At 68.8% G+C, this 26,074-nt stretch carries 21 protein-coding genes; 12 read left to right on the top strand and 9 right to left on the bottom strand.

Annotation, left to right across the window (positions count from 1 at the left end; genetic code table 11):
• Positions 1 to 8: 8 nt before the first annotated feature.
• Positions 9 to 2,081, top strand: a complete 2,073-nt coding sequence (gene pabB, locus JOE30_RS01450; protein WP_204869084.1) for an aminodeoxychorismate synthase component I — start codon at positions 9 to 11, stop codon at positions 2,079 to 2,081.
• On the opposite strand, the gene JOE30_RS01445 is transcribed toward pabB, so the two are convergent.
• The 4 genes from JOE30_RS01445 to JOE30_RS01430 form a co-directional block, all read right to left on the bottom strand.
• Positions 2,040 to 2,831 carry a class I SAM-dependent methyltransferase gene (locus JOE30_RS01445; RefSeq protein ID WP_204869083.1) on the bottom strand — a complete coding sequence of 264 codons (792 nt, stop codon included), beginning with the start codon at positions 2,829 to 2,831 and terminating at the stop codon, positions 2,040 to 2,042. The genes pabB and JOE30_RS01445 overlap by 42 nt on opposite strands.
• Positions 2,832 to 2,943: 112 nt before the next feature.
• Positions 2,944 to 3,447, bottom strand: coding sequence for a DUF2505 domain-containing protein (locus JOE30_RS01440; protein ID WP_027506337.1), 504 nt, complete (start codon positions 3,445 to 3,447; stop codon positions 2,944 to 2,946).
• 22 nt (positions 3,448 to 3,469) lie between these two features.
• Complete coding sequence (locus JOE30_RS01435; protein ID WP_204869082.1) at positions 3,470 to 3,988, bottom strand: DUF2505 domain-containing protein; 519 nt, start codon at positions 3,986 to 3,988, stop codon at positions 3,470 to 3,472.
• Positions 3,989 to 4,069: 81 nt separating this feature from the next.
• Positions 4,070 to 5,179 (bottom strand): beta-mannosidase, encoded by a 1,110-nt coding sequence (locus JOE30_RS01430; protein ID WP_204869081.1) that lies wholly within the window; start codon positions 5,177 to 5,179, stop codon positions 4,070 to 4,072.
• Between the two features lie 294 nt (positions 5,180 to 5,473).
• Between JOE30_RS01430 and JOE30_RS01425 the strand changes: the two genes are divergently transcribed.
• The 4 genes from JOE30_RS01425 to JOE30_RS01410 are packed head-to-tail and all read left to right on the top strand — an operon-like array spanning position 5,474 to position 12,121.
• A complete protein-coding gene (locus JOE30_RS01425) occupies positions 5,474 to 7,504 on the top strand; it encodes a hypothetical protein (RefSeq protein ID WP_204869080.1) in 2,031 nt (676 codons plus the stop codon).
• Positions 7,501 to 8,961 (top strand): hypothetical protein, encoded by a 1,461-nt coding sequence (locus JOE30_RS01420; RefSeq protein ID WP_204869079.1) that lies wholly within the window; start codon positions 7,501 to 7,503, stop codon positions 8,959 to 8,961. Before JOE30_RS01425 ends, JOE30_RS01420 begins: the two co-directional genes overlap by 4 nt.
• A complete protein-coding gene (locus JOE30_RS01415) occupies positions 8,958 to 10,460 on the top strand; it encodes a glycosyltransferase (protein WP_204869078.1) in 1,503 nt (500 codons plus the stop codon). Before JOE30_RS01420 ends, JOE30_RS01415 begins: the two co-directional genes overlap by 4 nt.
• Positions 10,457 to 12,121, top strand: coding sequence for a glycosyltransferase family 39 protein (locus JOE30_RS01410; protein WP_204869077.1), 1,665 nt, complete (start codon positions 10,457 to 10,459; stop codon positions 12,119 to 12,121). Before JOE30_RS01415 ends, JOE30_RS01410 begins: the two co-directional genes overlap by 4 nt.
• Positions 12,122 to 12,129: 8 nt before the next feature.
• Here JOE30_RS01410 and JOE30_RS01405 read toward each other — a convergent pair whose 3' ends face one another.
• Entirely contained in the window at positions 12,130 to 13,698 is a 1,569-nt protein-coding gene (locus JOE30_RS01405; RefSeq protein WP_204869076.1) for a Rieske 2Fe-2S domain-containing protein, read from the bottom strand.
• 103 nt (positions 13,699 to 13,801) lie between these two features.
• Between JOE30_RS01405 and JOE30_RS01400 the strand changes: the two genes are divergently transcribed.
• Positions 13,802 to 14,890: a UDP-N-acetylmuramate dehydrogenase gene (locus JOE30_RS01400; protein WP_204869075.1), complete on the top strand. Its 1,089-nt coding sequence runs from the start codon at positions 13,802 to 13,804 to the stop codon at positions 14,888 to 14,890.
• A gap of 37 nt (positions 14,891 to 14,927) precedes the next feature.
• Positions 14,928 to 16,109 (top strand): Ig-like domain-containing protein, encoded by a 1,182-nt coding sequence (locus JOE30_RS01395; RefSeq protein ID WP_204870679.1) that lies wholly within the window; start codon positions 14,928 to 14,930, stop codon positions 16,107 to 16,109.
• Positions 16,110 to 16,131: 22 nt separating this feature from the next.
• On the opposite strand, the gene JOE30_RS01390 is transcribed toward JOE30_RS01395, so the two are convergent.
• Both JOE30_RS01390 and JOE30_RS01385 read right to left on the bottom strand, forming a co-directional pair.
• Complete coding sequence (locus tag JOE30_RS01390) at positions 16,132 to 16,899, bottom strand: SDR family NAD(P)-dependent oxidoreductase (protein ID WP_204869074.1); 768 nt, start codon at positions 16,897 to 16,899, stop codon at positions 16,132 to 16,134.
• 20 nt (positions 16,900 to 16,919) lie between these two features.
• Complete coding sequence (locus JOE30_RS01385) at positions 16,920 to 17,807, bottom strand: TauD/TfdA family dioxygenase (RefSeq protein WP_204869073.1); 888 nt, start codon at positions 17,805 to 17,807, stop codon at positions 16,920 to 16,922.
• A 320-nt stretch (positions 17,808 to 18,127) separates the two neighbouring features.
• On the opposite strand from JOE30_RS01385, the gene JOE30_RS01380 reads away from it, so the two are divergent.
• Both JOE30_RS01380 and JOE30_RS01375 read left to right on the top strand, forming a co-directional pair.
• Positions 18,128 to 19,456, top strand: a complete 1,329-nt coding sequence (locus JOE30_RS01380; RefSeq protein WP_204869072.1) for an ROK family transcriptional regulator — start codon at positions 18,128 to 18,130, stop codon at positions 19,454 to 19,456.
• Positions 19,457 to 19,478: 22 nt separating this feature from the next.
• Complete coding sequence (locus JOE30_RS01375; protein ID WP_204869071.1) at positions 19,479 to 20,207, top strand: hypothetical protein; 729 nt, start codon at positions 19,479 to 19,481, stop codon at positions 20,205 to 20,207.
• Here JOE30_RS01375 and JOE30_RS01370 read toward each other — a convergent pair whose 3' ends face one another.
• Positions 20,208 to 21,431 (bottom strand): alkane 1-monooxygenase, encoded by a 1,224-nt coding sequence (locus JOE30_RS01370; protein ID WP_307806021.1) that lies wholly within the window; start codon positions 21,429 to 21,431, stop codon positions 20,208 to 20,210. It lies immediately after the preceding gene.
• 89 nt (positions 21,432 to 21,520) lie between these two features.
• Between JOE30_RS01370 and JOE30_RS01365 the strand changes: the two genes are divergently transcribed.
• Positions 21,521 to 22,348, top strand: a complete 828-nt coding sequence (locus JOE30_RS01365) for an alpha/beta fold hydrolase (protein WP_204869070.1) — start codon at positions 21,521 to 21,523, stop codon at positions 22,346 to 22,348.
• 19 nt (positions 22,349 to 22,367) lie between these two features.
• Here the strand turns inward: JOE30_RS01365 and JOE30_RS01360 are convergent, their stop codons facing one another.
• Positions 22,368 to 23,882: a DUF222 domain-containing protein gene (locus JOE30_RS01360; protein ID WP_204869069.1), complete on the bottom strand. Its 1,515-nt coding sequence runs from the start codon at positions 23,880 to 23,882 to the stop codon at positions 22,368 to 22,370.
• Positions 23,883 to 24,058: 176 nt separating this feature from the next.
• On the opposite strand from JOE30_RS01360, the gene mshA reads away from it, so the two are divergent.
• A complete protein-coding gene (mshA, locus tag JOE30_RS01355; RefSeq protein WP_204869068.1) occupies positions 24,059 to 25,405 on the top strand; it encodes a D-inositol-3-phosphate glycosyltransferase in 1,347 nt (448 codons plus the stop codon).
• On the top strand, positions 25,402 to 25,959 hold the full coding sequence (locus JOE30_RS01350; protein ID WP_204869067.1) for a YbjN domain-containing protein: 558 nt from the start codon (positions 25,402 to 25,404) through the stop codon (positions 25,957 to 25,959). Before mshA ends, JOE30_RS01350 begins: the two co-directional genes overlap by 4 nt.
• Positions 25,960 to 26,074 lie beyond the last annotated feature (115 nt).

Here is a 26,074-nt window from a genome sequence, read left to right as displayed (position 1 = left end):
TTCCTCTCATGCGCACGCTGCTGATCGACAACTACGACTCGTTCACCCACAACCTGGCCCAGTACCTGGAGCAGGTGTCCGGCACCGCGCCGATCGTCGTGCACAACGACGTCCCGTGGTCGTCGCTCCCGCTGGACCGGGTGGACGCCGTCGTCGTCTCGCCCGGACCGGGCCGCCCGAGTCGCCCGGCCGACATGGGCGTCAGCAGCAGGGTGATCCGAGACGGTGGGCTACCCCTTCTCGGGGTGTGTCTGGGGCATCAGGGCATCGCGGACAGCCTCGGTGGCGTCGTCGATCTGGCGCCCGAGCCCATGCACGGCCGGATGTCCGACGTGCGGCACGACGGCACCGATCTCTTCGCCGGCCTGCCGTCGCCCCTGCGTGTGGTGCGGTATCACTCGCTCACCGTCACGGACCTGCCCGACGAGCTCGAGGCGACGGCGTGGACCGACGACGGAGTGATGATGGCGCTGCGGCATCGGTCACGGCCGCTGTGGGGCGTGCAGTTCCATCCCGAGTCGATCGGCACGGAACGTGGACTGCAGGTGATCGCCAACTTCCTCGACCTCGCCCGCGACGCCCGTCCGAGCACCCACACCACCGTGCCGACCGCGGCGCCGCGTGACCCGGTGGTGCGCGACCCCCGCTACCGGGTGCTCGTGCGCCGTCTCGATGTTCTGCCGGACCCCGAGGAGGTGGCGCGCCCGCTCGGCGGACGGTCCACGTTCTGGCTCGACTCGAGCGCCGAGCTCGACGGCAGTGCCCGGTTCTCCTACCTCGGACCCGGTGACGGCCCGCTGGCTGAGGAGGTGTCGTACGACGTCGCCACCTCGTGCGTGACGACGACGACCGCCGACGGCACCACCGAGGAGACGGTCACGTCGTTCCTCGACCACCTCGGTGAGCAGATCGCGGCGCGGACCATCGCCAACGTGCCCGCGGTGCCGTTCGACTTCGTCCTCGGCTACGTCGGTCACCTCGGCTACGAGCTCAAGGCCGAGACCGGCGGGGCGGCGACGCATGCATCGCGGACGGCCGATGCACGGATGATGTTCGCGGACAGGCTCATCGCGCTCGACCACCGCGATCGGTGCACCTACCTGCTCACCCTCACGCTCGTCGGTGGCGACGACACCGCGGCGCTCGGATGGCTGGACGAGACCGCCGCGGCCGTGACCGCGATGCCCCGCTCGGAACGCGGTCGCCCGACGGCGTCCGGTACCCCGCTCGGCGCGCTGCCGCCGGCGGTCGACACTCGGCACGACGACGACGCGTATCGCGCGGCGATCGCGGACTGCCTGGAGCAGATCACGATGGGGGAGAGCTACGAGATCTGTCTGACCAACGAGATGAGCGTGCCGTTCGACGGCGACGCGGCCGACCTCTACCTCGCGGTGCGGCGCGCCAGTCCCGCCCCGTACGCGGCGTTCCTGCGTTTCCCCGGACTGGCGGTACTCAGCGCGTCACCGGAACGCTTCCTGCGGATCACGGCGTCGGGCATCGTGGACTCCAAGCCCATCAAGGGAACTCGGGCTCGCGGGCGCACGCCGGCGGAGGACGCGGCCGCACGACTCGACCTCGCGACGAGCGAGAAGGACCGCGCCGAGAACATCATGATCGTCGATCTCGTCCGCAACGACCTGAATCAGGTGTGCGTGCCCGGGTCGGTGCACGTGCCTGTGCTCTTCGACGTCGAGAGCCACACCCATGTGCATCAACTGGTCTCGACGGTCGAGGGTCGGGTGCGGCCGGGGCTCTCGGCCGTCGACTGTGTGCGTGCGGCGTTCCCGGGCGGATCGATGACCGGCGCCCCGAAGCGCCGCACCATGGCGATCATCGACCGCCTCGAACGCGGGCCGCGCGGCGTGTACTCCGGTGCGCTGGGCTGGTTCTCGCTCACCGGCGCGGCGGACCTGTCCATCGTCATCCGGACCGTGGTGCTCGCGGACGGCCGCGCGTCGGTGGGAACGGGCGGTGCCGTCGTGTCGCTGTCCGACCCGCAGGACGAGGTGGACGAGATGCACCTCAAGGCCGACGCGCTACTGCGTGTCCTCGGCGGGAGCGACGGCCGACCAGGGTAACGCGAGCACGTTGTCCCGGAGTCGTCGTCGTGGCACGGTGACCGGAAGCCCCTGCGCCGCCAGGGCGGTCACCGCCGCACGCCACCGGACGCGGGGTCCGAACGGTGCCAGCGGCGCCGCCACGTCCCACGCCCGATCGGCCGCCCGCAGCACCTCGTGCACGCGCTCGCCCGCGACGTTGCGATGGATCAGGACCTTCGGCAGCCGCTCCGCGACATCCGACGGCCGCTCCACCGTGAACGGGTCCCAGGCGATGGTCAGGCTGCGCGGTCCCGACGCGTCCACCGTGACCCACGTGGCTCGACGCCCCAGTTCGTCGCACGTGCCGTCGACCAGAAGGCCGCCCTCCGCGAGTGCCGAGGTGATGCGTGCCCACGCGCCCGGTACCGCGTCCTCGGGGTACTGCCGCAGCACGTTGAACGCGCGCACCAGGTGTGGACGCAGACCCGCGAGTTCGAAGCCGCCGCGGCGGAAGGAAACACCGTCCTGATCGGGGACGACGCGGGACGGCTCGATCTCCAGCCCGACGACGGCGACGTCCGCACGGACGGTGCGCAGGCGCGCGGCCAGCTCCAGAGTGGTGACCGGACTCGCGCCGTAACCCAGGTCGACCACCAGGGGACGCGTCGCGCCGCGCAGCAACGCTCGGACGTCGGGATCGTGCACCAGTCGGCGATCGCTGCGCCGCAACCGGTTGATGTTGGTCGTCCCGCGAGTGACCACACCCTCCGGAGCGGTCCGGGAGATCATGATGTCCAGCAGTTCGTTCCGTTCATCCCGACCGGCCTCCGGCCTACCCGCTCATCCCGACCGGCCTCCGGCCCACTCGCTCATCCCGACCGGCCTCCGGCCCACCCGCCGGTCAGGCGTTCTTCGTGAGCCAGTCGTGCGTGACCTCGCCCTCGCCCCGCCACAGGTCGACGAGGTTCACGAGCATCAACTGTTCGAGCTTGCCGCCGATGAAGGGGATGTACACCTTGGCCTCGGACGTGGTGCGCAGCGTGGAACCGGCCTCGGTGGCGAAGAGTGACGTCGTGCCGGTGAGGCTGCCCGGGCCGGCGGGAATCGAGGCGTCGTACTTCCCGGCGGTGGTCTCGGAGTACGCGTCGTGATGGATGTTGCGGGTGATGACCATGTCCTTCTTCATCACCGCCTGCGCGACGTCGGGCAGGGTGTCGCGCGGAATGATGTGCCGCATGACCACGTCGACACCGTCCGCCGTGACCTCGAAGCGCGTGAGCTCGTTCTCGGAGTACTTCCGCAGCTCCTCGATCACCGCGTCCCAGTAGTCACGCGTCGTCAGCGCCCCGTACACCTGCTCTGTGGTGAACGGGAGCCGAGCCGAGTAGTTCATGCGACGTGCCATGGTCGATGAGGTTACCGGTGAGTCAGAGGTGCTCCGGCGCCCAGGTGTCGGTGAACTCCTGCTCGGCGTCGATCAGCGCGAGAACCTGCTCGATGACCGCCTGCTCGATCTTGCCGCCGAAGATCGGCACCTTGACCTCGGCCTGACCCGTCGCCGTCAGGCTCGATGCGGATCCCTTCGAGCGCAGTGCCAGGGTGCCCGTGATGGACGCCGGAGCGCCCTCGACCTTGGCCTCGAACGTGCCCGAGGCGCCCTGCGCGTCGAGGGAACCCCACGACTCGGTCCGGTGGATGATCAGATCGCCCGGGCGGATGCTGGTGATGGCACCGGGCAGGAACTCCTCCGCGATGGCCTGGGTCATCGACACCGACACCGTGCGGCTGTCCGCGTCGTCGCCCGAGACGGTCACGTCGTTCAGCTGCGCCTTGGGGCCGCCGACGGCCTCGAGCCGATCGGTCCAGTACTGCTCGGTGGTGAGGGCGGCGTGGACCTCGGACGCGGCGAGCGTGGACGGGACCGTGTGATCGAACCTGCGTGGCATGAGCTGAGATTAGCCTGTGGCACGTCGTTCGAACCTCGAGCCCGGACCCTCGACCGTCACGACCTCGACGGGGAGCGGGGGTCAGCCGGAACCGAGTCGCGTGACGGTCGACCAGAGCGGATCGTCGTAGCCGATGTCGAAGGTGCACTCGCCCGGTCGCGGATCGGGAACGAAGGCCCAGAGCAGGAACCCGGCGGTGCCCGCTGCGCGCTGGCCGGCCACCTTGGTCTCGATGTTCTCGACCCGGTGATCCAGTGAGGAACAGGATCCGGCGTTCTGACCGATCTCTCCCACGAGCAGCGGTTTGCCCATCTCCGATGCCTGCACGAGACGGCGTTCGAGCCCGTTCCACCGATCACCGGGAAGCGGAACACCGTCCGCGCCGTAATCGTGGTACTGGACGATGTCGACGTACGGCGACGCGGCGATGTCGCGGTACTCGTCGCCCTGCGTGCCGCACTGGCCACCTCCGGTCAGGCCGGCCGTGATCGGTGTGGAGGCGTCGAGAGAGCGGACCAGCGCCCCGGTGTCGTCGACGAAACGACGCAGCACCGATGCTGCATCGGCGGGGCACGTCCGGTCGGTCCAGTCGCAGGACTCGCCGCAGACTCCCGGTTCCGGTTCGCCGACCACCTCCCAGGCCGCGAGCGCCGCGTCCCCGCGCCAGCGGTCGACCGCCCGCGTCACCCACTCCTCGAAGCTGACCACGGCGCGTGCGTCGGCGACGTCGCGCCACCCCTCGGCGTACCAGTAGCGGTCCTTGAACTGCTCGTCCTCGCACGCGCCGTCCTGGGCGGCGAGTACGGGTATCACCAGTTGGCCGTGTGTCCGGGCGGCGTCCATGACCGCGTCCATCGGGGCGAAGTTCAGCGTGCCCGTGGTGCCGTCGATCGCGAGTGCCTGGAAGGCGTCGAATCGGGTGACGGAGCGTGGCGGCAGCGCGGCGAAGTATCGATCGAGATCGACCATCGCCCCACATCCCTGATTGACCGACCAGTCCGTCGCCAGTTGATAGGCATTGAATCCGGACGGCCACCAGGGTCGGCCGTCGAGCGTCAGACCGTCGGCCGATGCCGCGACGCGCGCCGCGGTCCGCGGCGGTGCCGCGACGGAGGGGACGGCCTGTGCGCAGCTCGTCAGGAGGAGAACCACGACCACGGCCGCGCGCAGCACGGCGCCTGCGGATGACATTGCGACACTGTATCTCCGGACGTGTCCGCGGAAATGCCGACGCGACACGAGTCGAGCGCCCCGTTCGGACGAGGCAATCGGACCGAATCGACAATTCTCGTGCTGGTCTCTGATGAAACGGTTTGTACTGCTGCTCGGCACGAGTCGCAATACTGTTGCGACACTGCAAATTCCGGACGAGAACCGTTACCGTGCCGATGCGAGAATCTGGGTGGCCTCGTTTATGATCGACCGAATTCGCCATTCTGTGCGGCTTCTGTTTTCCATCGTTCTCGAGAAAGACGTGCTGCGCCGATGCGTGTGGTTCCCAGTCGTCGACGCGCCGTAGCCGCGTCGGTCGTCGTGTTCTCCCTGTTGCTCAGCTCACCGGGTCTCGCCGTCGCGCAGGAGGACTCGGAACCCGCACCGGTGTCGACGCCCCTGAGCTTCGCGTCGATGGGGCTCGGCGGCTCCATTGCTCTCGCCGGTCAGCGCGGATCCGCCGTCGTCACGGTTCCGGTGCCGCCCGGGACGGTTCCCGCCGCGTTGCGGGGCATCGTCGAGGTCCCGGCCGGACTCGAACGCGGGTGGCTGGACGTCACGCACCGCGGCCGGATCGTGGGGCGGGTCGATCTGCCCACCGGAGTGCCCACCGCCCCGGTCGAGATTCCGCTGACCGGCCTCGACGTCGTGGACGACACCGTGACTCTCGAGATGGCCACCACCGTGGTGCCGTCGGCCGGATACTGCCTCGACTCCCGTGAGTCGTCGACCGTGCGGCTCCAGGATCCTGCGATGGACGTCGTCGGAACACCCGCGAATCCCACGGTCGTGGCCGACTTTCTGCCGCCCGTGCTGTCCGGACTGCGGATCTTCGTGCCGGACGAGCCCACGGCGGACCAGTCGACCGCCGCACTCACTCTCGCCACCTCGGTGGTCGACTTCTACGGTTCGCAGCCCGTCCGAGTGAGCGTCGTCCCGGCGAGCGCCGCCGGGGGCGCGGCCCCCGACGGCCCGTTCGAGCGATCGGTGGTGCTCACGCAGAACACCGATCCCGACGCCCGTCTGATCTACCCCGCGACACCCGGCGCACCCCCGCAACTGTTCGTCTCGGGTGACGGGACCACCCTCGTGGATCAGATCGCGCTGCTGACCAGTGACGTGTCCGCGCTGGCGGTCTCGACCCGGGTGTCGGCCGGTGCCGTCCGCGAACGACCCACCCTCACCGCCGATGCGATGACCCTCGGCGACATGTCGCTCGGCCCACTGACGGCGTCGGGGTCCGGCGAGGTCACGGTCACCGTCCCGGTCGACCAGACGCGCCTGGGACGGGCGGCGTCGAATCTGCGTGTGCACGTCCTGGGTGACTACACCCCGCTGTCCTCGGAGATCGCGGGTGCGCTCCGGATCTCCGTCGGCTCGAACGATCTGGTCACCTGGCCGGCCGACGACACCGGGAGAATCGATCAGTGGGTCGACGTGCCCGCGGACCTGGTCGACCGGGTGACGTCGCTCGACGTCGTCATGCAGACCTCGGGTAACGGGGACGCGTGCTCCACGGGCGGGTCACTGACCCTGACCGTCGACGGCGGTACGACGATCGAGAGCTCGGGCGGGACACCGGACGCGCGTGGCTTCGCCTCCGTCCCGCAAGCGCTCATGCCGACCGTGGACGTGGCACTGGCGCAGCAGGATCTGCCGAACACCGTCCGCGCCGCGACCCTCCTGACCGGACTGCAGCGGTTGTCGGCTCGCGCGTTGTCGCCGGCCGTGGTTCCCGTCGAGCAGTTGCTCACCGGTTCCGATCCGGGGTTGCTGGTGGCGCCCGATGGTGTCGACGACCTCGGTGGCGACTCCGGGCTGACCCTGCCGCTCGCCACGACCGGGACCAGCATCCTGACCCTGCGCGACGCGGAGGGTGACGACGACGGTGCTCAGGTCACCGTCGACAGCGACGTACCGTTCGCGTCCGTGCAGGTGGCCCGCGACAGCGACCGGACCCTGCTCGTGGCCACGGCGTCCGACCCGGTCCAGCTCGACGGCCTGGTGAGCTGGCTGGGTGCGGACCCGACACGCTGGGAGGGTCTGACCGGCGACGTGGTGCTCGGTGCGGGCGAGCGGGAACCGGTGTCACTGTCGTCGTCCGCCGACGTCGCGGGGTCGGAGCCGGTGGCCGCCGGATCGACCGCCCCCTCCGGCGTCTCGGCGATCCTGGTGGCCGGGCTCGTCGCGTTGCTCGTCGGAGTGGTCGCGGCGGTGCTCGTGTTCGTGCGCAGTAGAGGTCGGCAGGACGAGGTGCCGCCGACGAGACCCGACGTGAGCGGCGGCTCGTCGGAGACGTCGTGACACGACCGGTCCGCACCCTTGCGCTTCGGTGGGCGGTGCTCGTCGTGTGCGTGGCGTTCGCCTTCGCGCCGACCTGGATCCGTCTCGCCGAGGAGGCGGACAGCGGCGCCGTCACCGCCTACGTCTTCGTCTTCCCCGTCCTCGCCGTGGTCGCGGGGCAGGGGACAGCCCGTCGACGCGAAGGAGAACTGCCGATCCACGACCGCCAGACCGATCTCATCGTCGGCGGAATCGGCGCCCTGCTCGCGCTGGCCGTCCAGGCCCTCTGGCTTCCGCGGTACTCGGATCAGTACGCGTTGCTGCACATCGACCTCGCCGCCGTGGTGCTGTTCACCCTCAGTGGTGCGATCATGCTCTTCGGCCTGCGCCCGGTCGGGCAGTTCTGGCCGATTCTGCTGTTGGCCTTCGCGATGTCGCCCATGCTGTACCGCCTCCTCGCGGTGTCGATGGGCGGCAGTCGATTCGCGTACGGCATGGTGCTCGTGCTCGTCGCCGGCGTCGCCGGGGCCATCGCGGTGGGTCGGACCCGAGGGCGCGCTGCGCTGGGGTTCCTCGTCACCGTGGCGGTCGGCGCCGCCGTGCTGCAGCTGTTGCTGGTTCTGGACCCGACCATCGACATCGTTCTGCTGCAACTGATTCCGACCGTGGGAGCCTCGGCCGCGACGGGGACCCTGTTCTATCTCCTCGCGCGGCGCGGCCGATCCAAGCGACCACTCGGGCGCCCCGTCGGTGCGCCGTCGGTGAAGAGTGCGCGATCGGCCGTGATCACGCTGGTGGTGGTCGCGGTCGCGCTGGTCACCAGGCCGCTGCCCGCTCCGCCGCCGCCCGTGGACACGGTCGGTCCGCCCGGCGTCGTCGCGGCCGCACTGGCCGCCCCCACCGGATGGCGTCTCCTCGACGACGAGACGTATCCGTGGGTCCGCTCGTACTTCGGGCAGCGCTCCTCGCTCGTGCGTCAGGAACTGCAGGCAGCGGTGGCGAATCCCGAGTGGGACGTGCGCGGGCGTCCGCGCACCGTCGTGGTGGACACGCTGACCACGACGAACGCCGCGTCACTCGCCGTCTACCCGGAGCGGACGCTCTACCGCTTGGCGAGCACCCGAAGCAGTCCGGAGCTGCCCGTCGAACTCGGACACGGCGTGACGGCCTCCCTCCACACCTCGGTGGACGACACGCTGCTGCTCACCTGGACCAAGCTGGTCTTCGACTGGGTACGCGACGGTGTCTTCCAACGGATCACGATCATCAGCGTGGACAACCACGAGCCGGGTGCGGAGTTCCCCGAACCCACCCCGTCCATGGCGTCGAATCTCTCCTCGGTGTTCGCCGTGTTCCTGCGGGGCAACACCGTCGTCGGGGACGACGACCCCGACTTCGACGATCGTGGTCTGCTGGCATCGGTGGGCGCATCGCTGGTCGACGCCCAGTTCCCCGCCGGCATGGAGGACGCCCGATGACGGCCGAGATCGGTCGTGCGAGGCCGCCACGGATCGGTACCGAGACCGCCGAGTTCCGCGCCGCCGCAATGGAGGACGCGATCGACGGCCTCGCGCGCCGTGACCCCCTGGCCTCGGCCGCGGTGGCGTTCGTCCCGTGGCAGCGCAACCTCGGACTGGGCGTCCTCGTGGTGGTCGTGGCGGCGCTCGTCCTCGCGCCCATCGCCACACTCGTGGTCGTCAGCGTCGTCTGCACTCTCGGGTACATCGCGATGATGGTGGATCGGGTACTGCTCTTCGCGCGCGGTCTCGATGCCTCGGCCATCGTCACGATCACCGACGCCGAGGCGCTCGCCGTGCCCGACGACGACCTGCCGGACTACACCATTCTCGTTCCGGCGTACGACGAACCGGAGGTGGTGGGCGATCTGATCGCCGCCATGACCGCGCTGAACTATCCCCCGGAGAAGCTGCAGGTCCTTCTGCTGCTCGAGGAGGACGACGACGTCACCATCGAGGCGGCCAGGCGCGCCGGCGTCAGTCGGGTGGTGGAGGTCGTCCTCGTTCCCGCCGGCGATCCCCGGACCAAGCCCAAGGCCTGCAACTACGGCCTGCACTTCGCCACCGGCACCATCGTGACGATCTTCGACGCCGAGGATCTCCCCGAACCGCTGCAGTTGCGGCGCGTCGTGGCGGCCTTCGCCAGGCTGCCGTCGACGGTGGCGTGCGTGCAGGCGAAGCTGGCCTTCCACAACGGATCTCAGAATCTGCTCACCGGCTGGTTCACCGCCGACTACGCGCTGTGGTTCGGATACCTGCTGCCCGGTCTGATGAAGAGTCGATCGCCGATCCCGTTGGGCGGCACGTCGAATCATCTACGCGCCGACGTCATCGCCGAGGTGGGTGCCTGGGACGGTTTCAACGTGACCGAGGACGCCGATCTCGGCGTGCGCATCGCGGCGTCCGGATACTCCACCGCCGTCCTCGACTCGACCACCCTGGAGGAGGCCAACAGCGATCCCATCAACTGGGTGCGGCAGCGATCCCGGTGGTACAAGGGCTATCTACAGACCTGGCTGGTGCACATGCGACGTCCGCGTCGAACCGTGCGCGCTCTCGGATGGGTGGGTACCTACCGCTTCACTCTGTTGCTCGCCGGCACGCCCGTCACCGCCTGCATCAACATGGTGTTCTGGTTCACCACCGCAGCCTGGATCCTGGGTCAGCCGAGTGTGATCGTGGCCTTGTTCCCGCCGTACATCTACTACTTCTCGCTCGTCTCGCTGATCCTGGGCAACGTCGCCACCATCTACATGTATCTCGTCGCGAGTCGGGAGAGCGGGAACGCCTACCTCCTCGTTCCGAGCCTCACCATGCCGCTCTACTGGGTGATGATGAGTGTCGCTGCACTGAAGGGGTGTTGGCAGCTGCTGCGGAATCCGTCGTACTGGGAGAAGACCTTCCACGGGCTCTCGACACCCGCGAAGGACACCGCGCTCACCGAGGACACGCCGCCGTGAGCGCGCGCGGACCGTCGACGGCGCTCCGGTGGTTCACGTGCCTCGCCGCCGCCTACGGCTTCGTGGGAGCAGTCCTGTCGCTGCGCTTCGGGTACCTGCTGGGCGATGCCCTCAGCCGGACGTACGCCGCGCAGGCGGTGCTGCACAGCCGTGATCCGCACGTGTCGGCCATCGGCTTCGTCTTCACGCCGTTGACCGCGCTGCTGCAGCTCCCCGTGGTCGCGTTCTCGGACCTGCTGCCCGCCATCACCCGCTGGAACCTCTCCGGCATCGCGGTGTCCGCCGTGTTCATGGCGGGCGCGGTGACGACGGTGCGCGGCATCTGTCTGGATCGCGGGTGCGGTCCCGTCCAGACCACGGCTCTCACACTGGTGTTCGCGGTGAATCCGATGATCGTGTTCTACGGTGCGAACGGCATGAGCGAGGCCGTCTTCCTGTTCTTCCTCTGCTGGACCGCGCGTCGACTGCTGCGCTGGATCAGCACCGACGACGTCCACGATCTGCTCGTCGCCGGAATCGCTCTCGCACTGGCGTATCTCACGCGCTACGACGCGGTCGCAGCCATCGCGGCCGCAGCCTTCCTCGTCTTCGGGGTGACCCTGTGGCGCCGGGGCCGTCCGCACTGGCGGGAGATGCGTCGACAGGCGCTGCTCGATGCAGTGCTGGTGGCGGGGCCGGGTCTGGTCGCGTTCCTGGTGTGGGCGGCGATCAGTTGGATCATCACCGGGCAGGCGTTCGCTCAGTTCAGCTCGACCTACGGCAACGCGGCGATCCTCGCGCAGTCCGGTGGGCCCACGGGGGACCCGATCGGCAACGCGGCCTACGTGGCCACCGCTGTCCTCGCGCTGGGCCCGGCGATTCCGCTGCTGCTGCCGACCGTGGCCGGACTGTCCTGGCGGCGACGTGACCTCGAATTCCTCGTGGCCCCGGCCTTGTTCGGCGCGGTTCTCGCGTTCCAGGCACTCACCTACATCGGCGGATCGACGTTCGGGTTCCTGCGCTTCTTCATCGCCGCGATCCCGCTGGCTCTCGTCGGATGCATCCAGATGCTGTCCGCGCGTGGCGCCGTCCCGAGCCGTCGTCCCGGCACGTTCGCACACTCGCGGCGTCGACCCGAGGCGCCCACGGACCGCACCCGGTTCCGCCGCATCGTGGCGGTGGGCACGGTGATCCTGTCGGTGGCGTCGCTGCCGGTGACCACCTACGTGCTCCTGCAGCCGTCGCTGTCACCGCAGCAGTACGCGCTGGGCCAGGTGCTGAGTCGGCAGCGGTCGGACGAGGCGCAGCGGATCATCGCGTCGTTCTCGACGGAGCGGGGCCTGGCCGACTATCTGGACGCGCAGGGTCTGCCCGACGGTTCGGTACTGGTGGACTCGGTCTACGGGTTCGCGATCGTCGCCGCGTCACGTCACCCGAGGCAGTTCGTGGTGCCCTCCGACCAGGACTTCACGACCGTCCTCAACGATCCTGCCGAGGCGGGTGTGCGGCTGATGCTCACGGTGCCGAACACTGGCCGCGGCGAGTCCGACGCGCTCAATCGCCGCTACCCGACCATCTGGGAGAACGGCGCCGAAGTCGGCTCGCTCGTGGTCGAGGTGCCCAACGACGGTGCAGATCAACCGGTCTGGCGTGTCTACCGGGTTCTCGGGGTGGCCGACTGACCGTCGGGTCAGGCGCGCTCGGCCCGCAGCGGGTGGCCCTTCGACGTGAGGCACTTGCCCGTCTCGAGGTTCCAGTCCCAGCCGTGCAGGTTGCACGTGAGCGTGGTGCCCCCTCGCCCGTTGTCACTGATGACACCGAACTTCGACAGATCTGCTTTCAGGTGCGGGCAGCGGCGCTGGATCTCCCAGCCGTCCTTGACAATGGTGGCCGTGTCGTCGTGTGCCTCGGCGAACCAGCCGTCCGCGTAGGCGATCCGCTCGTCGGTGAGGCACTTGAAGAACGTGTAGAGGAACTCGTTGTACCCACCGACCCGCTTGGCCCGGAACCGGGTGGACAGGAAGATCGAGTTGACCCAGTCGGACTCGCCGTCCCGCAGCACCGTGCGGACCAGCTCGGCCGGGATCTCGAACGTGTAGCGGAACTTCTCGTCCTGGATCGGTTCGCGGACGATCCGCTTGGGAAAGTCGAGCACGACACGATCCGCACCCTGCAGGTTGAGCTCCACGGGGTAGCCGATGCCGTCGGAGATCTGGTCGGTCTGCGCCATGATCGGCTCGAACAGCGCACGCAGCGGCCCCAGCAACGGCTCGCCGGCTGCGGTGGCCCACGACGCCTTCTCGGCCGCGATGACGTCGGCCTGACGCTGCGCGTACGCCTCGATGTAGTCGGCCTTGCCGGTGGTGAAGATGGCCTCCACCTCGTCGGTGGGCAGCGGGTGCGCCAGCTCGTTCAAGTCGGAACCCGCGAAGTCCGCCGTGGTTCCCGGCATCATCAGCAGGCCCTTGTCGTGGCCGTGGCGGCGCATCTGGTCCAGGAAGACCATCTGGTCGGGGAAGATGTTCGCCGGATCGCCGTAGACGTCGTTGAGCGAGCGCAACTCGTCGTCGAGGAAGCACGGGGGACCGGCGGACGGGATGACCCACGTTGCGCCGACCTGCTCGATGTACTGCCGACACCGGTCCATCTGACGCTGCCGCTTCTGCGTCCCGAACGCGTCCTTGGCGCGCTGCGGCATGTCGTAGACCATCGGGTACCAGATGGCGCCCGAGTACTGCAGCATGTGCACGTCGATGTGGCCGAAGGCCTCGGTCATCATGTCCAGATCGACGGGCCGGGCATCGTTCATGTTGAACGCGGTGGTCTCACCGTCGCTCACCACCAGGCCCGAGTCGCCGATGGGTCCGTCGGCCGGGGCACGCAGCGCCACGATCATGACGTCCAGGTCGCCCTTGGGGCCGGACACCGTGTGCTTGACCGAGTCCGTCGTCTCGAAGAACTTCGTGAAGCCGAGCTTCTCCAGCTCCGTGCGCAGGTCCGGCACCGGGTAGTCCGGCAGCAACACGACCGCGTCCTTGTTCACGTGCTTCGCCAGGTGCTTCGGGTCGAAGTGGTCCTTGTGCAGGTGCGAGACGTAGAGGTAGTCGCAGTTGCCCAGGTCGTCCCAGTCCAGCTGGGAGTTGTCGGGGAACGGGAACCAGGACGTGAAGTACGCCGGATTGACCCACGGGTCGCACAGAATGGACCCCGCAGACGTCTGGATGTGAAATCCCGCGTGTCCGACACTGGTGACCTGCACGTGAATCCTCCCGAAATATGGAACCTGGTTCGGTGACCATGGTAGGCGCGAACACCCGGTGCTCACGACGAGGCGGGGGGACAGCCGGGTAGCGTTCACCCCCGTGACGAGCAGTCCCCTCCAGTCCGCGACGGCTCCGGAGACCGGCGATCCCGGCTCCGCGACGGCCGCGCACCGCCCCGTGTCCTTCGCCGACCTCACCACGATCCACGTCGGTGGCCCCGTCGGACGTCTCGTCGAGGCGACCACCTCGCAGGAGCTCGTCGACGCCGTACGCAGCGCCGACGCCGCCGGGACTCCGGTGCTCGTCATCGGCGGTGGCTCGAACCTGCTGGTCGGAGACGACGGCTTCGACGGCACCGTCGTCCGCGTCGCGACGTCCGGTCTCCGGGTCGACGGCACCCGCATGCACGTGGACGCCGGAGTCGAGTGGGATCTCGTCGTCCGCACCGCGCTCGATCACGGACTCGCCGGCATCGAGGCGCTCTCGGGCATCCCGGGCAGCACCGGCGGAACGCCGGTGCAGAACGTCGGCGCGTACGGCGCCTCCACGTCGGACTGGCTCGAGTCGGTGACGGTGCTCGACCGGGAGAGCGGCGAGGTCGAGGTGTGGGACAACGCACGCTGCGGATTCGGCTCGCACCGGTCGTCGGCGTTCAAGTACACCGATCGCTACGTCGTGGTGGACGTCACGTTCGCGCTGCGACGCAGTGACGAGTCGGCGCCGGTGCGCTATGCGGCCCTCGCCGAGCGGCTCGGCGTGCGCATCGGGGAGAGCGTCTCGGCGCGCGAGGTGCGCGACGCCGTGATCGCTCTGCGGACCGATCGCGGCATGGTGTGGGACGAGGCGGAGCACGACTCCTGGAGTGTCGGGTCCTTCTTCCTCAACCCGATCGTGTCGTCCGTACCGCCCGAAGCACTCGGATCGCCGCAGTTCACGGACCCGAAGGGCATCAAGCTCAGTGCTGCCTGGCTCATCGAGCACGCCGGGTTCTCCCGCGGGTACGGCGAGCGCGTCGGCACCGGACGGGCCACCCTCTCCACCCGTCACGTCCTGGCCGTCACCAACCGGGGCGGCGCGAGCGCAGCGGACGTCACCGCACTCGCGTCGCACGTGCGCGCGGGTGTGCGGGACAAGTACGGCATCACGCTGATTCCCGAGTGCCGCCTGGTGAACTGCACGCTCGACTGATCGGTCTGTTGCCACAGGTAACGTCGTCCCCGTGAAGATGCAGGGGAGAACACCGTACGCAGCCGTCCTGGCCGTGCTGGCACTCGTGATCGCACTGGTCGCGGGGTGCTCCGGCACACCCGGGTCCTCGGAGAGCGCCGCGCCGACCACCGAGGCAGCGCCCGTGGCGGCCGTGACCTACACGCCGGCGGCCGGTGCGACCGACGTCTCACCCACCGCTCCGATCTCCGTCTCGGTCGCGAACGGCACCTTCGAGGCCGTGTCGCTCACCACCGCCGACGGCCGCGCCGTCGCGGGAACGCTGGATCCGGCGAAGACGACGTTCACCGTCACCGAGCCCCTCGGGTACGACGCGGTCTACACGTGGGCCGGAACGGCGGTCGGCAGTGACGGCAAGCCGGTGCCGGTCGAGGGCACCCTCGGCACGGTCGCGCCGCAGTCGATCACGTCGGTCTCCACCAACATCGGTGACGGTCAGGAGGTCGGTGTCGCGGCGCCGATCATCCTGAAGTTCGACGACGCGATCGTCGACAAGAAGGCGGTCGAGAAGGCGCTGACGGTGACCACGAACCCGCCGACGGCCGGCTCGTGGGCCTGGCTGCCCGACGACGGCGGATCCCGCGTGCACTGGCGTCCGCAGAACTACTGGGCACCCGGCACGACCGTCGACGTGTCGGCGAAGCTCTACGGCGTGAACTACGGCGGCGGCGCCTACGGCGACTCGGACGTCACGGTGAACTTCACCATCGGTCGGAGCCAGGTCGTCATCGCCGACGCGACCAGCCACCGGATGCAGGTGGTCCGCGACGGCCAGACCGTCATGGACATCCCGGTGAGTTACGGCGAGGGCAACGAGGACCGCAACGTCACGCGCAGCGGCATCCACGTCGTCACCGAGAAGTACGAGGACTTCCTGATGTCCAACCCGCCGTACTACGAGAACGTGCGGGAACGCTGGGCCACCCGAATCTCGAACAACGGCGAGTTCATCCACGCCAACCCGCTCACCACGGGGGTGCAGGGCTCGTCCAACGTGACCAACGGCTGCATCAACCTCTCCACCGAGGACGCGCAGACGTACTTCCAGATGGCCGTCTACGGCGACCCCGTCGAGGTCACCGGCACGCGCATCGATCTCTCGGCGGCGGACGGCGACATCTACGACTGGGCGATCGACTGGCCCACGTGGCAGAGCATGAGTGCCCTGACTGCTGCGTGAGAGTCGGACCGACACGTGAGTATCAGCTCCGGCGGCTGAAACGGCCGTTCGGAGCCTGATCGCGCGGTCGCACGACGATGGTGTCGAGGTTCACGTGCGAGGGGCGGGACGCCACGAAGCCGATGACCTCGGCGATGTCGGCGGCCACCAACGGGTCGATGCCCTCGTAGACCTTCGCGGCCTTCTCCTCGTCGCCGTCGAAGCGGACGAGGGAGAACTCCGTCTCCACCGCGCCCGGAGCGATCTCGGTCAGACGCACGGGCGTGCCCAGCAGTTCGCCGCGGAGCGTCCGGTGCAGCACGCCCTGGGCGTGCTTGGCCGTGGTGTATCCGGCGCCGTTGTCGTACGTCTCGAACGCGGCGATGGACGTGATGGTGACGACGAGACCGTTACCGGACTCGATCAGCTTGGGCAGCAGCGCCTTCGTCATCCGCAGCGTGCCGACGACGTTGGTCTCCCACATCCACTGCCAGTCGTCGAGGTCCGCGTCGAGAATCGGGGCGAGGCCCTTCGCGCCGCCCGCGTTGTTCACCAGGACGTCCACGCGCGGCAGCACCGAGGTGAAGGCCGCGACGGAGTCCTCGTCGGTCACGTCGAGGGCCAGGGCGGTGCCGTCGATCTCCTCGGCCAGCGCCTCGAGACGGTCGACGCGGCGGGCGCCCACGACCACGTGATAACCGTCGGCGGCGAGTGTTCGTGCGGTGGCGGCGCCGATTCCGGAGCTGGCTCCGGTGACGACGGCGGTGGGGCGATCGGTCTGGGTCGACGGTGTCGTCGGAACACTGGTCATGGGAACCAGGCTAGATCGCGTCAGCTCGCGATCGCGCTGTACCCGGACGCATCCCCGGCGACGACGCGCGAGCACTCGCCCTGCACGCTGACGGGAACGTCGCCCGCGAGGGTGATGCGCTCGAGGCGGCGGTACTGGTCGTCGTAGTCGGAGACGGCGTAGTGCTGCGTCGACCGGTTGTCCCAGATGGCGATGTCGCCGAGCTCCCACGACCACCGGATCGTGTTCTCCAGGCGGGTCACCCGGTCCTGCAACAGTTCGAAGAGCGCGCGGAATTCCTTGGAGGACAGACCCGGGAACGACTTCGCGAAGTGGCCCAGCAGGATCGCGCGCTTCCCCGTCTCGGGATGGACGCGCACCACGGGATGCTCGACCTCGAAGTACTCGCTGCGGAACTCCGCGCGGTACCGCTCGGCCGTCGACGTGACGGACTTCTCGGCAGCGGTCGCCGCGTAGTCGTAGATGTTGGTGTGCACGGCCCACAGCGACTCCGCGAGCGCCTTCATCGCAGGCGGCAGCTGCTCGTAGCCGGCGGTCGCCGACGCCCACGTGGTGGTGCCGCCGTACGGGGGGAGGTGCACGGCCCGCAGGATCGACGCCTTCGGCACGCGGTCGACGAACGTGACGTCCGTGTGCCAGCTGTCCGCCTTGTCGTACGTGGAATCGATGGCGAGAGTGCGGGTTCCGCGCGATCGGACCGTGGGGTGCGGGGTGGTGGGGATCCCGAGCCGCTCGGCGAAGGCGTACTGCACCTTCTCGTCCACGTGATGCTGGCCGCGGAAGAACACGACCTCGTGCTCGAGCAGTGCCTCGTTGATCTCGTGCACGATCTCGTCCGGCAGATCGCCGCCGATCTGCACGTCGTCGATGCGTGCGCCGATGTTCGCGCCCAGTTTCACGGTCTTCATGGGCCCACTGTGACCCTGTATTCCCAGGTTGTCGACCCTTCGGATCACCTCGAGCGAAAAGGGCGATTCTGCAGCGCGGCGACAACGGTGCTACTTTTCGGTCATGGCACCAGCGAGGAAGTCCGCACCGCGGGTCACGTACGTGACCGCCGCGCTCGGTTCCCGTCTGCCTCTCGCTCGCGAACTCTGTTGTCGACGCGGTCTCTCACGAGTCTGATCGCGCGTCGACGGACGACCTCCATGTGAGGTCTGACGATCGGGTGTGACCGGCCTCGTCTCCAGGCTCCCGGCCCATCCGTCTCGCCTTCCGAGGGATTCTCATGTCTGCCCCCACCGTTGTCTCCCAGAGTTCTGCTCCTCGTACGCCGGGTTCCGCCGCGCGGTCCCCGTACGGACGTCCCCACCGGCCGAGGCCGGCGCGCGTCGTCGCGCCCGAGCTGCGCGTCAGTGACACCCCGGCGGCCGTCGTCCTGCGTGCCGTGGTGCAGCGCGGCCCCGTGTCCCGCGATGTCATCGTCGCGGCCACCGGCATCAGCACCGCCACCGTCAATCGGCACGTCAGCGCGCTCATCGCCGCAGGATTGCTGCGTGAGCGCGCCGATCTGTCCACGTCCGGCGCCGTCGGGCGTCCTCGCGTTCCGGTGGAGGTGGACCACGAGGGGCAGTGCACGCTCGGGGTGCACATCGGCGCCACCACCACGCGCATCGTCGCCGTCGATCTGCGCGGCACCGTGCTCGGCGGCGTCGAGATCGCCACACCCTCCGGCCCGCACGCCGGCGCACTACGCTCCATCGCGGAGAGTGCCGCGTCCTTCGCCGCACGGTGGCACCGGCGCCGCATCCTCTTCGTGGGTGTCGCCATCGGTGGCCGTGTGAACGCGCAGAAGGGCACCGTCGATCACCCCCGCCTCGCCTGGTCCGACGCCCCGGTGGGTGCTGTCCTCGGCGAGCGGCTCGGTGCCGTGGTGGCCGTGGCGCCCCACGTCGAGGCGATGGCGGCGTCGGAGCTGCTGCTCGCGACGGAGACAGCCCCCGAGGATGCGGGACGGTCGGAGGCCGGTCGCTCTGCGGGCCGCGAGCCGGGTACGTCGCTGTATTTCTATGCGCGGGAGATGACGGGAGTGGCGCTGACCATCGACGGTCGGGTGCACACCCCCGCGGGCGGTCCGGGGTCGATCGCTCATCTACCGACCGGCTCGGACTCCGTGTGCGACTGCGGGCGTACGGGATGCCTCGAGGCGACCGTGAGCGATCGGGCCGTCGTGGCCGCGGCGCAGCGCGCCGGACTGCTGGACGAGTCGGAGCGTTCCATCGCTGCGGTGTACCTGGCGGCACGGACGGGTTCGACTGTGGCACAGGGACTTCTCAACGATCGCGCCGATGCGCTGGGTCGCGCACTGGCGTTGGTGCACGATGTCGTCAACCCCGACAGCGTGCAGGTGGGCGGTCAGGCGTTCACCGCGTATCCGGCGGCGATGGAGCGCGTCGAGGCTGCGTTCGAGTCATTCAGTTCGGTTGCGACGTCGCGGCGAGTGCGGGTCACCAGCTTCGGCAAGCGCGTGCAGGATCATGCGGCGGCGGCGGTGTCCCTCGGCTCGCTCTACGCCGATCCCGTGGTGACGATGCGCAAGATCGACGCTCAGCGCTGATCGCACGGGGAATACTGCGGACATGACAGCACCTGATCTCCGGTTCTACTTCGACCCGGTGTGCCCGTTCGCCTGGATGACCAGCAGGTGGGTCCGCCTCGTCCAGGCGCAACGGGACTACACCGTCGACTGGAGCTTCATCTCCCTGCGACAACTCAACGCCCACATCGACTACGAGGCGCACTTTCCGCCGGAGTACGAGGCGGGACACACCGCGGGGCTCCGGCTGCTCCGGGCTGCCGCGAGCGTGCGGGCCGAGCACGGTCGGGAGGCGATGGGCCCGCTGTACGCCGCGTTCGGCGCCCGGATCTTCGATACGGAACCGGTTCCCGACGAGGCCGGTGCTCACGCGCACCGCGGAACGGCCGAGTTCCTCGCCCCGATCCTCGCCGAGCTCGGCCTGCCCGAGCATCATGTTCGGGCGCTGGACGACACGTCGTTCGACGAGGAGATCCAGGCGTCGACCGACGAGGCGCTGTCGCTCACGGGCAAGGACGTCGGCACACCGATCATCCACGTGGAGCCGCCCGAGGGCGTGGCGTTCTTCGGCCCGGTCATCAGCCGGCTCCCGTCGGACGCCGAGGCGGTCGAGCTGTGGGACCACGTCGTGGGACTGGCACGGTTCCCGGGATTCGCGGAGCTGAAGCGAAGTCTGCGGGAGCTACCCCAGCTGCGGGCCCTCGGCGTGTCGGACGACGAGGCGGGCGTGCAACAGGACTGGCACGGCGGTAGTCGGCGCCGGAAGAAGTAGCTAGTTGCTCGGTACGGGGTACTTCGCGAGGTACTTCTCCCGCTTCGCGGGCTGAATGTTCGAGCGCCGGAGATCCCCGTCGTAGTGCGCGACCACGCGCTCGTCCATCAGCGCCCGCCACAGGAACGGGAAGTACGACACGAGTATCAGGGGCGCGTAACCTGCTGGGAGCTGCGGAGATTCGGGCATGCTCCGCAGCACCTGGTACCGGCGCGTGGGGTTGGCGTGATGGTCGCTGTGCCGTTGCAGGTGGTAGAGGAAGATGTCGGAGACGGCGTAATCGCTGTTCCAGCTGTGTTCCGGAGTACAGCGCTCATAGCGCCCGTTCTCCTTGGTGCGCCGCAGCAGCCCGTAGTGCTCGAGGTAGTTGACGGCCTCGAGGAGCGAGATCCCGTACACCGCCTGCAGAACCAGGAACGGCAGCAGTTCGAGACCGAACACGGCGACCAGGGCACCCCACAACGCGAGGCTCATGAGCCAGGCGGTGAGATTCGCGTTCGAGAAGGAGAAGGTGCGCTTCCCGTCGCGGTGCAGACGATCTCGCTCGAGCGCCCAACCGGAACGGAATCCGCCGAGAACGCTGCGGGGGTAGAACTGCCACAGGGTCTCGCCGAGACGCGAACTCGCCGGATCCTCCGGAGTGGCGACCCGGACGTGATGCCCGCGATTGTGTTCGACGTAGAAGTGCCCGTAGAAGCTCTGCGCGAGCACGATGCGCGAGAGCCACTGTTCGTACTCGACCTTCTTGTGACCGAGCTCGTGGGCCGTGTTGATGCCGATGCCGCCGACGAGTCCGATGGTCAGCGCCACGCCGATCTTCGAGGCGAGTGACAGGCCGTTCTCGAGCCCGAGCCACGAGAGGTCGTCGGCCGTCAACAGGTAGGACGACAGCCCGATGCCGAAGAACTGCATGGGGATGAAGGCGTAGACGCAGCCGCGATACCAGAAGTCGGCCTCGAGAGACTCGACCAGATCCTCGGGCGGATTCTCGTCGAACGGGACGACGATGCGATCCGCGACGGGGACCACGACGTAGAGGAACAGGGGACCCGACCACCACGCGACCTGAGACGCCCCCGGTGCCCACCACTGCAGTCCGAAGACGATGCCCACGGAGATGAGCGGCAGCATCGGAGCGATGAGAGCCCACGGCCAGTAGTACCGGTTGAGGTCACGCCATTCGCCCGTCTTCGGCGAGATGGAGCGCTGGTGTGTTTCGGTCACGACGGAACTTTATCGATGAGTCGGCCCTGCTCAGGGCGGTGAGAGGGCCCTTCTGACATCCCACAACGTGCGCCCAATATGTTGGTGGCATGGCAATACGAGAGGCCCTGGGGCGCGACGGAACTTCCCTCGTCTACCGAGTCACGGGTGACGCGTCGGCTCGGCCGGTGGTGCTGCTGCACGGCTGGGCGCAGACCGGAGCCTGCTGGGGCGACGACCTCCTCGCCGACCTGTCCGAGCGGTACCGCGTCATCGCGGTGGACCTGCGCGGGCACGGCATGTCCGGTGCCCCCGACGTCGGGTACGACCGGTCCGCGCTGTGGGCCGGGGACGTGCACGCCGTTCTCGAACAGGAGGGCATCCGCTCGGGTGCGGTCCTGCTGGGCTGGTCCTACGGCGGACTGGTGCTGTGCGACTACCTGTCGGTGTACGGCACCGGTGCGGTGGCGGGTGTCGTCTTCGTCGCGGCGATCACCGCGATCGGTCCGGACCGACCCGGCGGCGCCGTCGGCACGGCGATGCGTGCGGCGATCCCCGGCGCGATGAGCGAGGACTCGCGCGTGGCCATCAGGGCGCTCGCGAGTTTCGGCAACGCCCTCACCGGACCCGGCGAAGGACACGGCGGCGCCGCTCAGGCACTGTTCGGCGCCAGTCTGGCGACGCGTCCACGCGTGCGGTCCGCGGTGTTCCGGCGCGACGTGGGACACGACGAGACGCTGGCCGCGCTGGACGTTCCCACGCTGGTGCTGCACGGCACCGCGGACACGGTGGTGGACGTCAGCGCGGGTCGGCACACCGCCTCCGTCGTTCCCGGTGCGTCGACCTCGTGGTGGGACGGCGTCGACCACGGTCCCTTCGTCGCGGACCCGGCCCGCTTCCTGTCCGAGCTGACGGGTTTCGTCGACTCTCTGGGTTAGTCCACACACGTGATGCATGTCAGAACGGTGGGGGGTCGTCGGTGTCCGCGAGTTCGCGGGCCCGTCGGTTGCGGTTGCGTTCGTTCCTCCGTCGGGCATGTTTGTCCGCCAGACGTGTGCGGCGTCTGCTGGGGGGAGTGCGGGGCGGACTCGGTGGTGGTGGATCGGGCGTGTCGAAGGTGACGTCGGCGAGTCCGGGATGGATGTCGTATCCGTTGTGCGCAGGCCCCGGGACGACGAGTCCCTCGGGCGTGGTGACGGTGGAGACGACGCGTCCGGTGTCGTTCTCGGTGTACTGATCGTCGACGAAGTCACCGAACGTCTTCAGGTTGTGGTGGAACCTGCACTTGCCGCCGAGGTTGACGTCGGTCGTCTGGCCGCCGCCGTCGGGATCCTCGTGGTCGTACTCCGCGATGTGGTCGAGATCGCCGGTCCACACCCCACGGTTGCAGCCGGGCCAGGTGCAGTACTGGTCGCGGATGCGCACGAACGTGTCGAGGGCGCTGGAGGGGCGGTACGGATCGGCCGGCTGTGATGCGGGGTTGGTGGTCGAGACGGGGCGGACGAGGGCGTCGTCGCGGTCGGCGAGGTCGGCGACGTGGTCGGGGGAGATCACACCGTGGCCGACGAGGAACCCCGGATTCCCGTCGGCGGCGGTATTTCCGGCCGTGGTGGTGGAGTCGCCGATGGTGGTGGAGTCGGTGACGACGTGCACGATGACGGAGGTGAGGAGGCCGTCCTCACCGGTCCATCCGGGCGCGGAACAGTCCGGGTCGTCGCACTGGCACTCGTACGAGGTGCGGGTGGCGAGGGCGAAGAGGGCGTCGCTGGAACGGGCGCCCTTGCTGCGAGGATCCTTGCGGCAGACGCGCCCGGCCAACTCCTCCACCGCGGCAGCGACGACGACGGCATTCTCGGCTGTCATGGTGACGCCCAAGTAGGCCATGCCGTCGGGTCCCGCGTCGATCCAGAAGCTGCGGTTGTTCTCGGCGAGGACACGTCGTTCCCTGACGGCGTCGGGATCGTGGCGGTAGACGATGCGGTCGATCATGTCGCGCATGCGTGTGTCCGACCAGGAGCCGCGGCGTTGTAGGGCCGCGGCGATCTCGGTGTCGACCTCCCGCGCGTACGTGGTGCCGTCGACGAGGTCGGTTCGGCTGATGATGGTGTGGATGTGTTTGGGGGCGATGAGGCCGTCACGGAGGCACTCGGCTACACGGGGGAGCCGGTCTCGGAGTGCAACGGCGCGGGTCAGGATGCCTTCTCCGGCGCCCTGACTGACGGACAGGACGGCCGAGATGCGGGCGGCGCAGTGCGTCGTCGCATCCATTCGGCGGTGATCGGACATCTCGTGAGGAACGACGAGTCGAGTGTGTAGTTCCGCTGCTGCCCGGTACCGGGTCCATTCGAGGTAGGACAGTCCGGCCGTGGCGTAGGACATCGTGGACAGGAGGGTGTTCACGGGTGCGTCGAGGAGCGTTCCGGGTAGGCCCATGGCCTCCGGATCCCGCGTCGCCCACCCCTGTTCGAACATGTGTGCGAAGGTAGCAGCGCCCTCCGACAATCTCCCATGACTCCCGCGGGCAGTGGCGTACGTGTTCCCGGCGCTGTGAATGTCCGCGGGTTCTCGCGCATGTGTCGGCACGCTCGTAGGGGGATGGCCGGGTGGGCGGGCACCTGCAGCGCAATCGGACAGGGCACACTGGAACGGTGGTACGCCGTCACAGCCCGCATCGGGTAGCCGTGTTGTCGCTGCACACGTCTCCGCTGGCGCAGCCCGGCACGGGGGACGCGGGCGGCATGAACGTGTACGTCCTGCAGACCGCCGTGCAGATGGCGGCGCGCGGAGTCGAGGTGGAGATCTTCACCCGGGCCACGTCCTCCCGTGACGAACCCGTGGTCGAGGCCGCGCCCGGCGTGCTGGTGCGCAGCATCGCGGCCGGCCCGTTCGAGGGTCTCGACAAGCACGACCTGCCCACCCAGCTCTGTGCCTTCGCCGCGGGTGTCCTGCGTGAGGAGGCACGGCACGAACCGGGCCACTACGACATGATCCACTCGCACTACTGGTTGTCGGGCCAGGTCGGCTGGCTCGCCCGCGACCGGTGGAAGGTGCCCCTGGTGCACACCGCGCACACGCTCGCCGCGGTGAAGAACCTGTCGGTGGCGGCGGGCGACAAGCCGGAACCGGCGGCGCGGCGCATCGGTGAGAAGCAGGTCGTCGAGGAAGCCGACCGGCTCACCGCCAACACTCTCGACGAGGCTCGCGCCCTCGTCGATCTGTACGACGCGGCCGAGGACAAGATCGACGTCGTCGCGCCGGGGGCGGACCTGAGTATGTTCCGGCCGGGCGATCGCACCGCCGCTCGACGCTCCCTGGGTCTGGACGCCGACAGCCCTCTCGTGACCTTCGTGGGACGGATCCAACCTCTCAAGGCGCCGGACGTCCTCATCGCGGCTGTTGCCGAGATCCACCGGCGTGACCCGTCGTCGCGCGTGCGTGTCCTGGTGGTCGGTGGCCCGTCGGGCACCGGTCTGGAACGGCCGGACTCTCTCATCGACCTGAGTCGTCAGCTGGGTATCGAGGACCGGGTGACGTTCCTGCCGCCGCAACCGCCGGACCGGCTGGCGGACGTCTACCGAGCGTCGGATCTCGTTGCCGTGCCCAGTTATTCGGAGTCCTTCGGTCTCGTCGCCATCGAAGCCCAGGCCTGCGGTGTCCCGGTGGTCGCCGCGGACGTCGGGGGCCTCGGTGTGGCGGTGCGGGACGGGGAGACCGGCGTGCTGGTGCAGGGTCACGACCCGGCCGACTGGGCCACCGCCGTGCAGTCGTTGCTCGCCGACGACCGTCTGCGCACCGTGATGGCGTCGAATGCTTCACGACATGCAGAGAACTTCTCGTGGGTGCACACCTCGGACGCGTTGCTGGACACCTACGCCCGCGCGGCGTGGAGATTCGGCCGCACCGCGGGTGTCGAGAGACCGGCGGGTGAGTTCTCGCCTCGCAGACCTCGCGGTCTGTGGCGACTACGACGGACAGGACCGGTGAGAGCGCTGTGACGACGACCGACGAGGTGACGGAACTGATCGACTCGGTGTTGGCCGACCGGGAGTTGGACTACTCCCGAGCCACCGACACGCAGTTCGTGGTGGACCTTCCCGGTGAGAAGAAGCTCAAGACCTCGACGATGCTGACGGTCGGCAACCACGGCGTGCGCATCGAGGCCTTCGTGTGCCGCAAGCCCGACGAGAATTTCGAGGGCGTGTACCGATACCTGTTGCGGCGCAACCGCCGTCTGTACGGAGTGCACTACACGATCGACAAGATCGGCGACATCTACCTCGTCGGCAAGATGTCGACGCACGCGGTGACGGGTGACGAGATCGATCGGATCCTCGGGCAGGTGCTCGAGGCGGCCGACGGCGATTTCAACGTGTTGCTCGAACTGGGCTTCGCCGAGTCCATCCGCCGCGAGTGGGCGTGGCGGGTCTCGCGCGGCGAGTCGCTGAACAACCTGAAGGCGTTCGAGCATCTGGTGAACGGCAGGCCGGACGACGGGCCCGCGTCCTGGGTGCAGCCGGCGGACCGAGCGGACGACGGCGACCGGGACTGATTCGGACACCGTGCAGGTAGGCTCCTTCGTGTGATGGCTGTCACCCGGAATGTCCGAAGGATGTTCATGTGACCGCCCGACACACTAAGGTTGCCGTTCTGTCGTCCCTGCTGTG

The sequence above is a fragment of the Rhodococcus sp. PvP016 genome (assembly GCF_017832185.1).
Lineage (GTDB): Bacteria > Actinomycetota > Actinomycetes > Mycobacteriales > Mycobacteriaceae > Rhodococcoides.
This window is presented reverse-complemented; position numbering and strand designations above follow the sequence as displayed.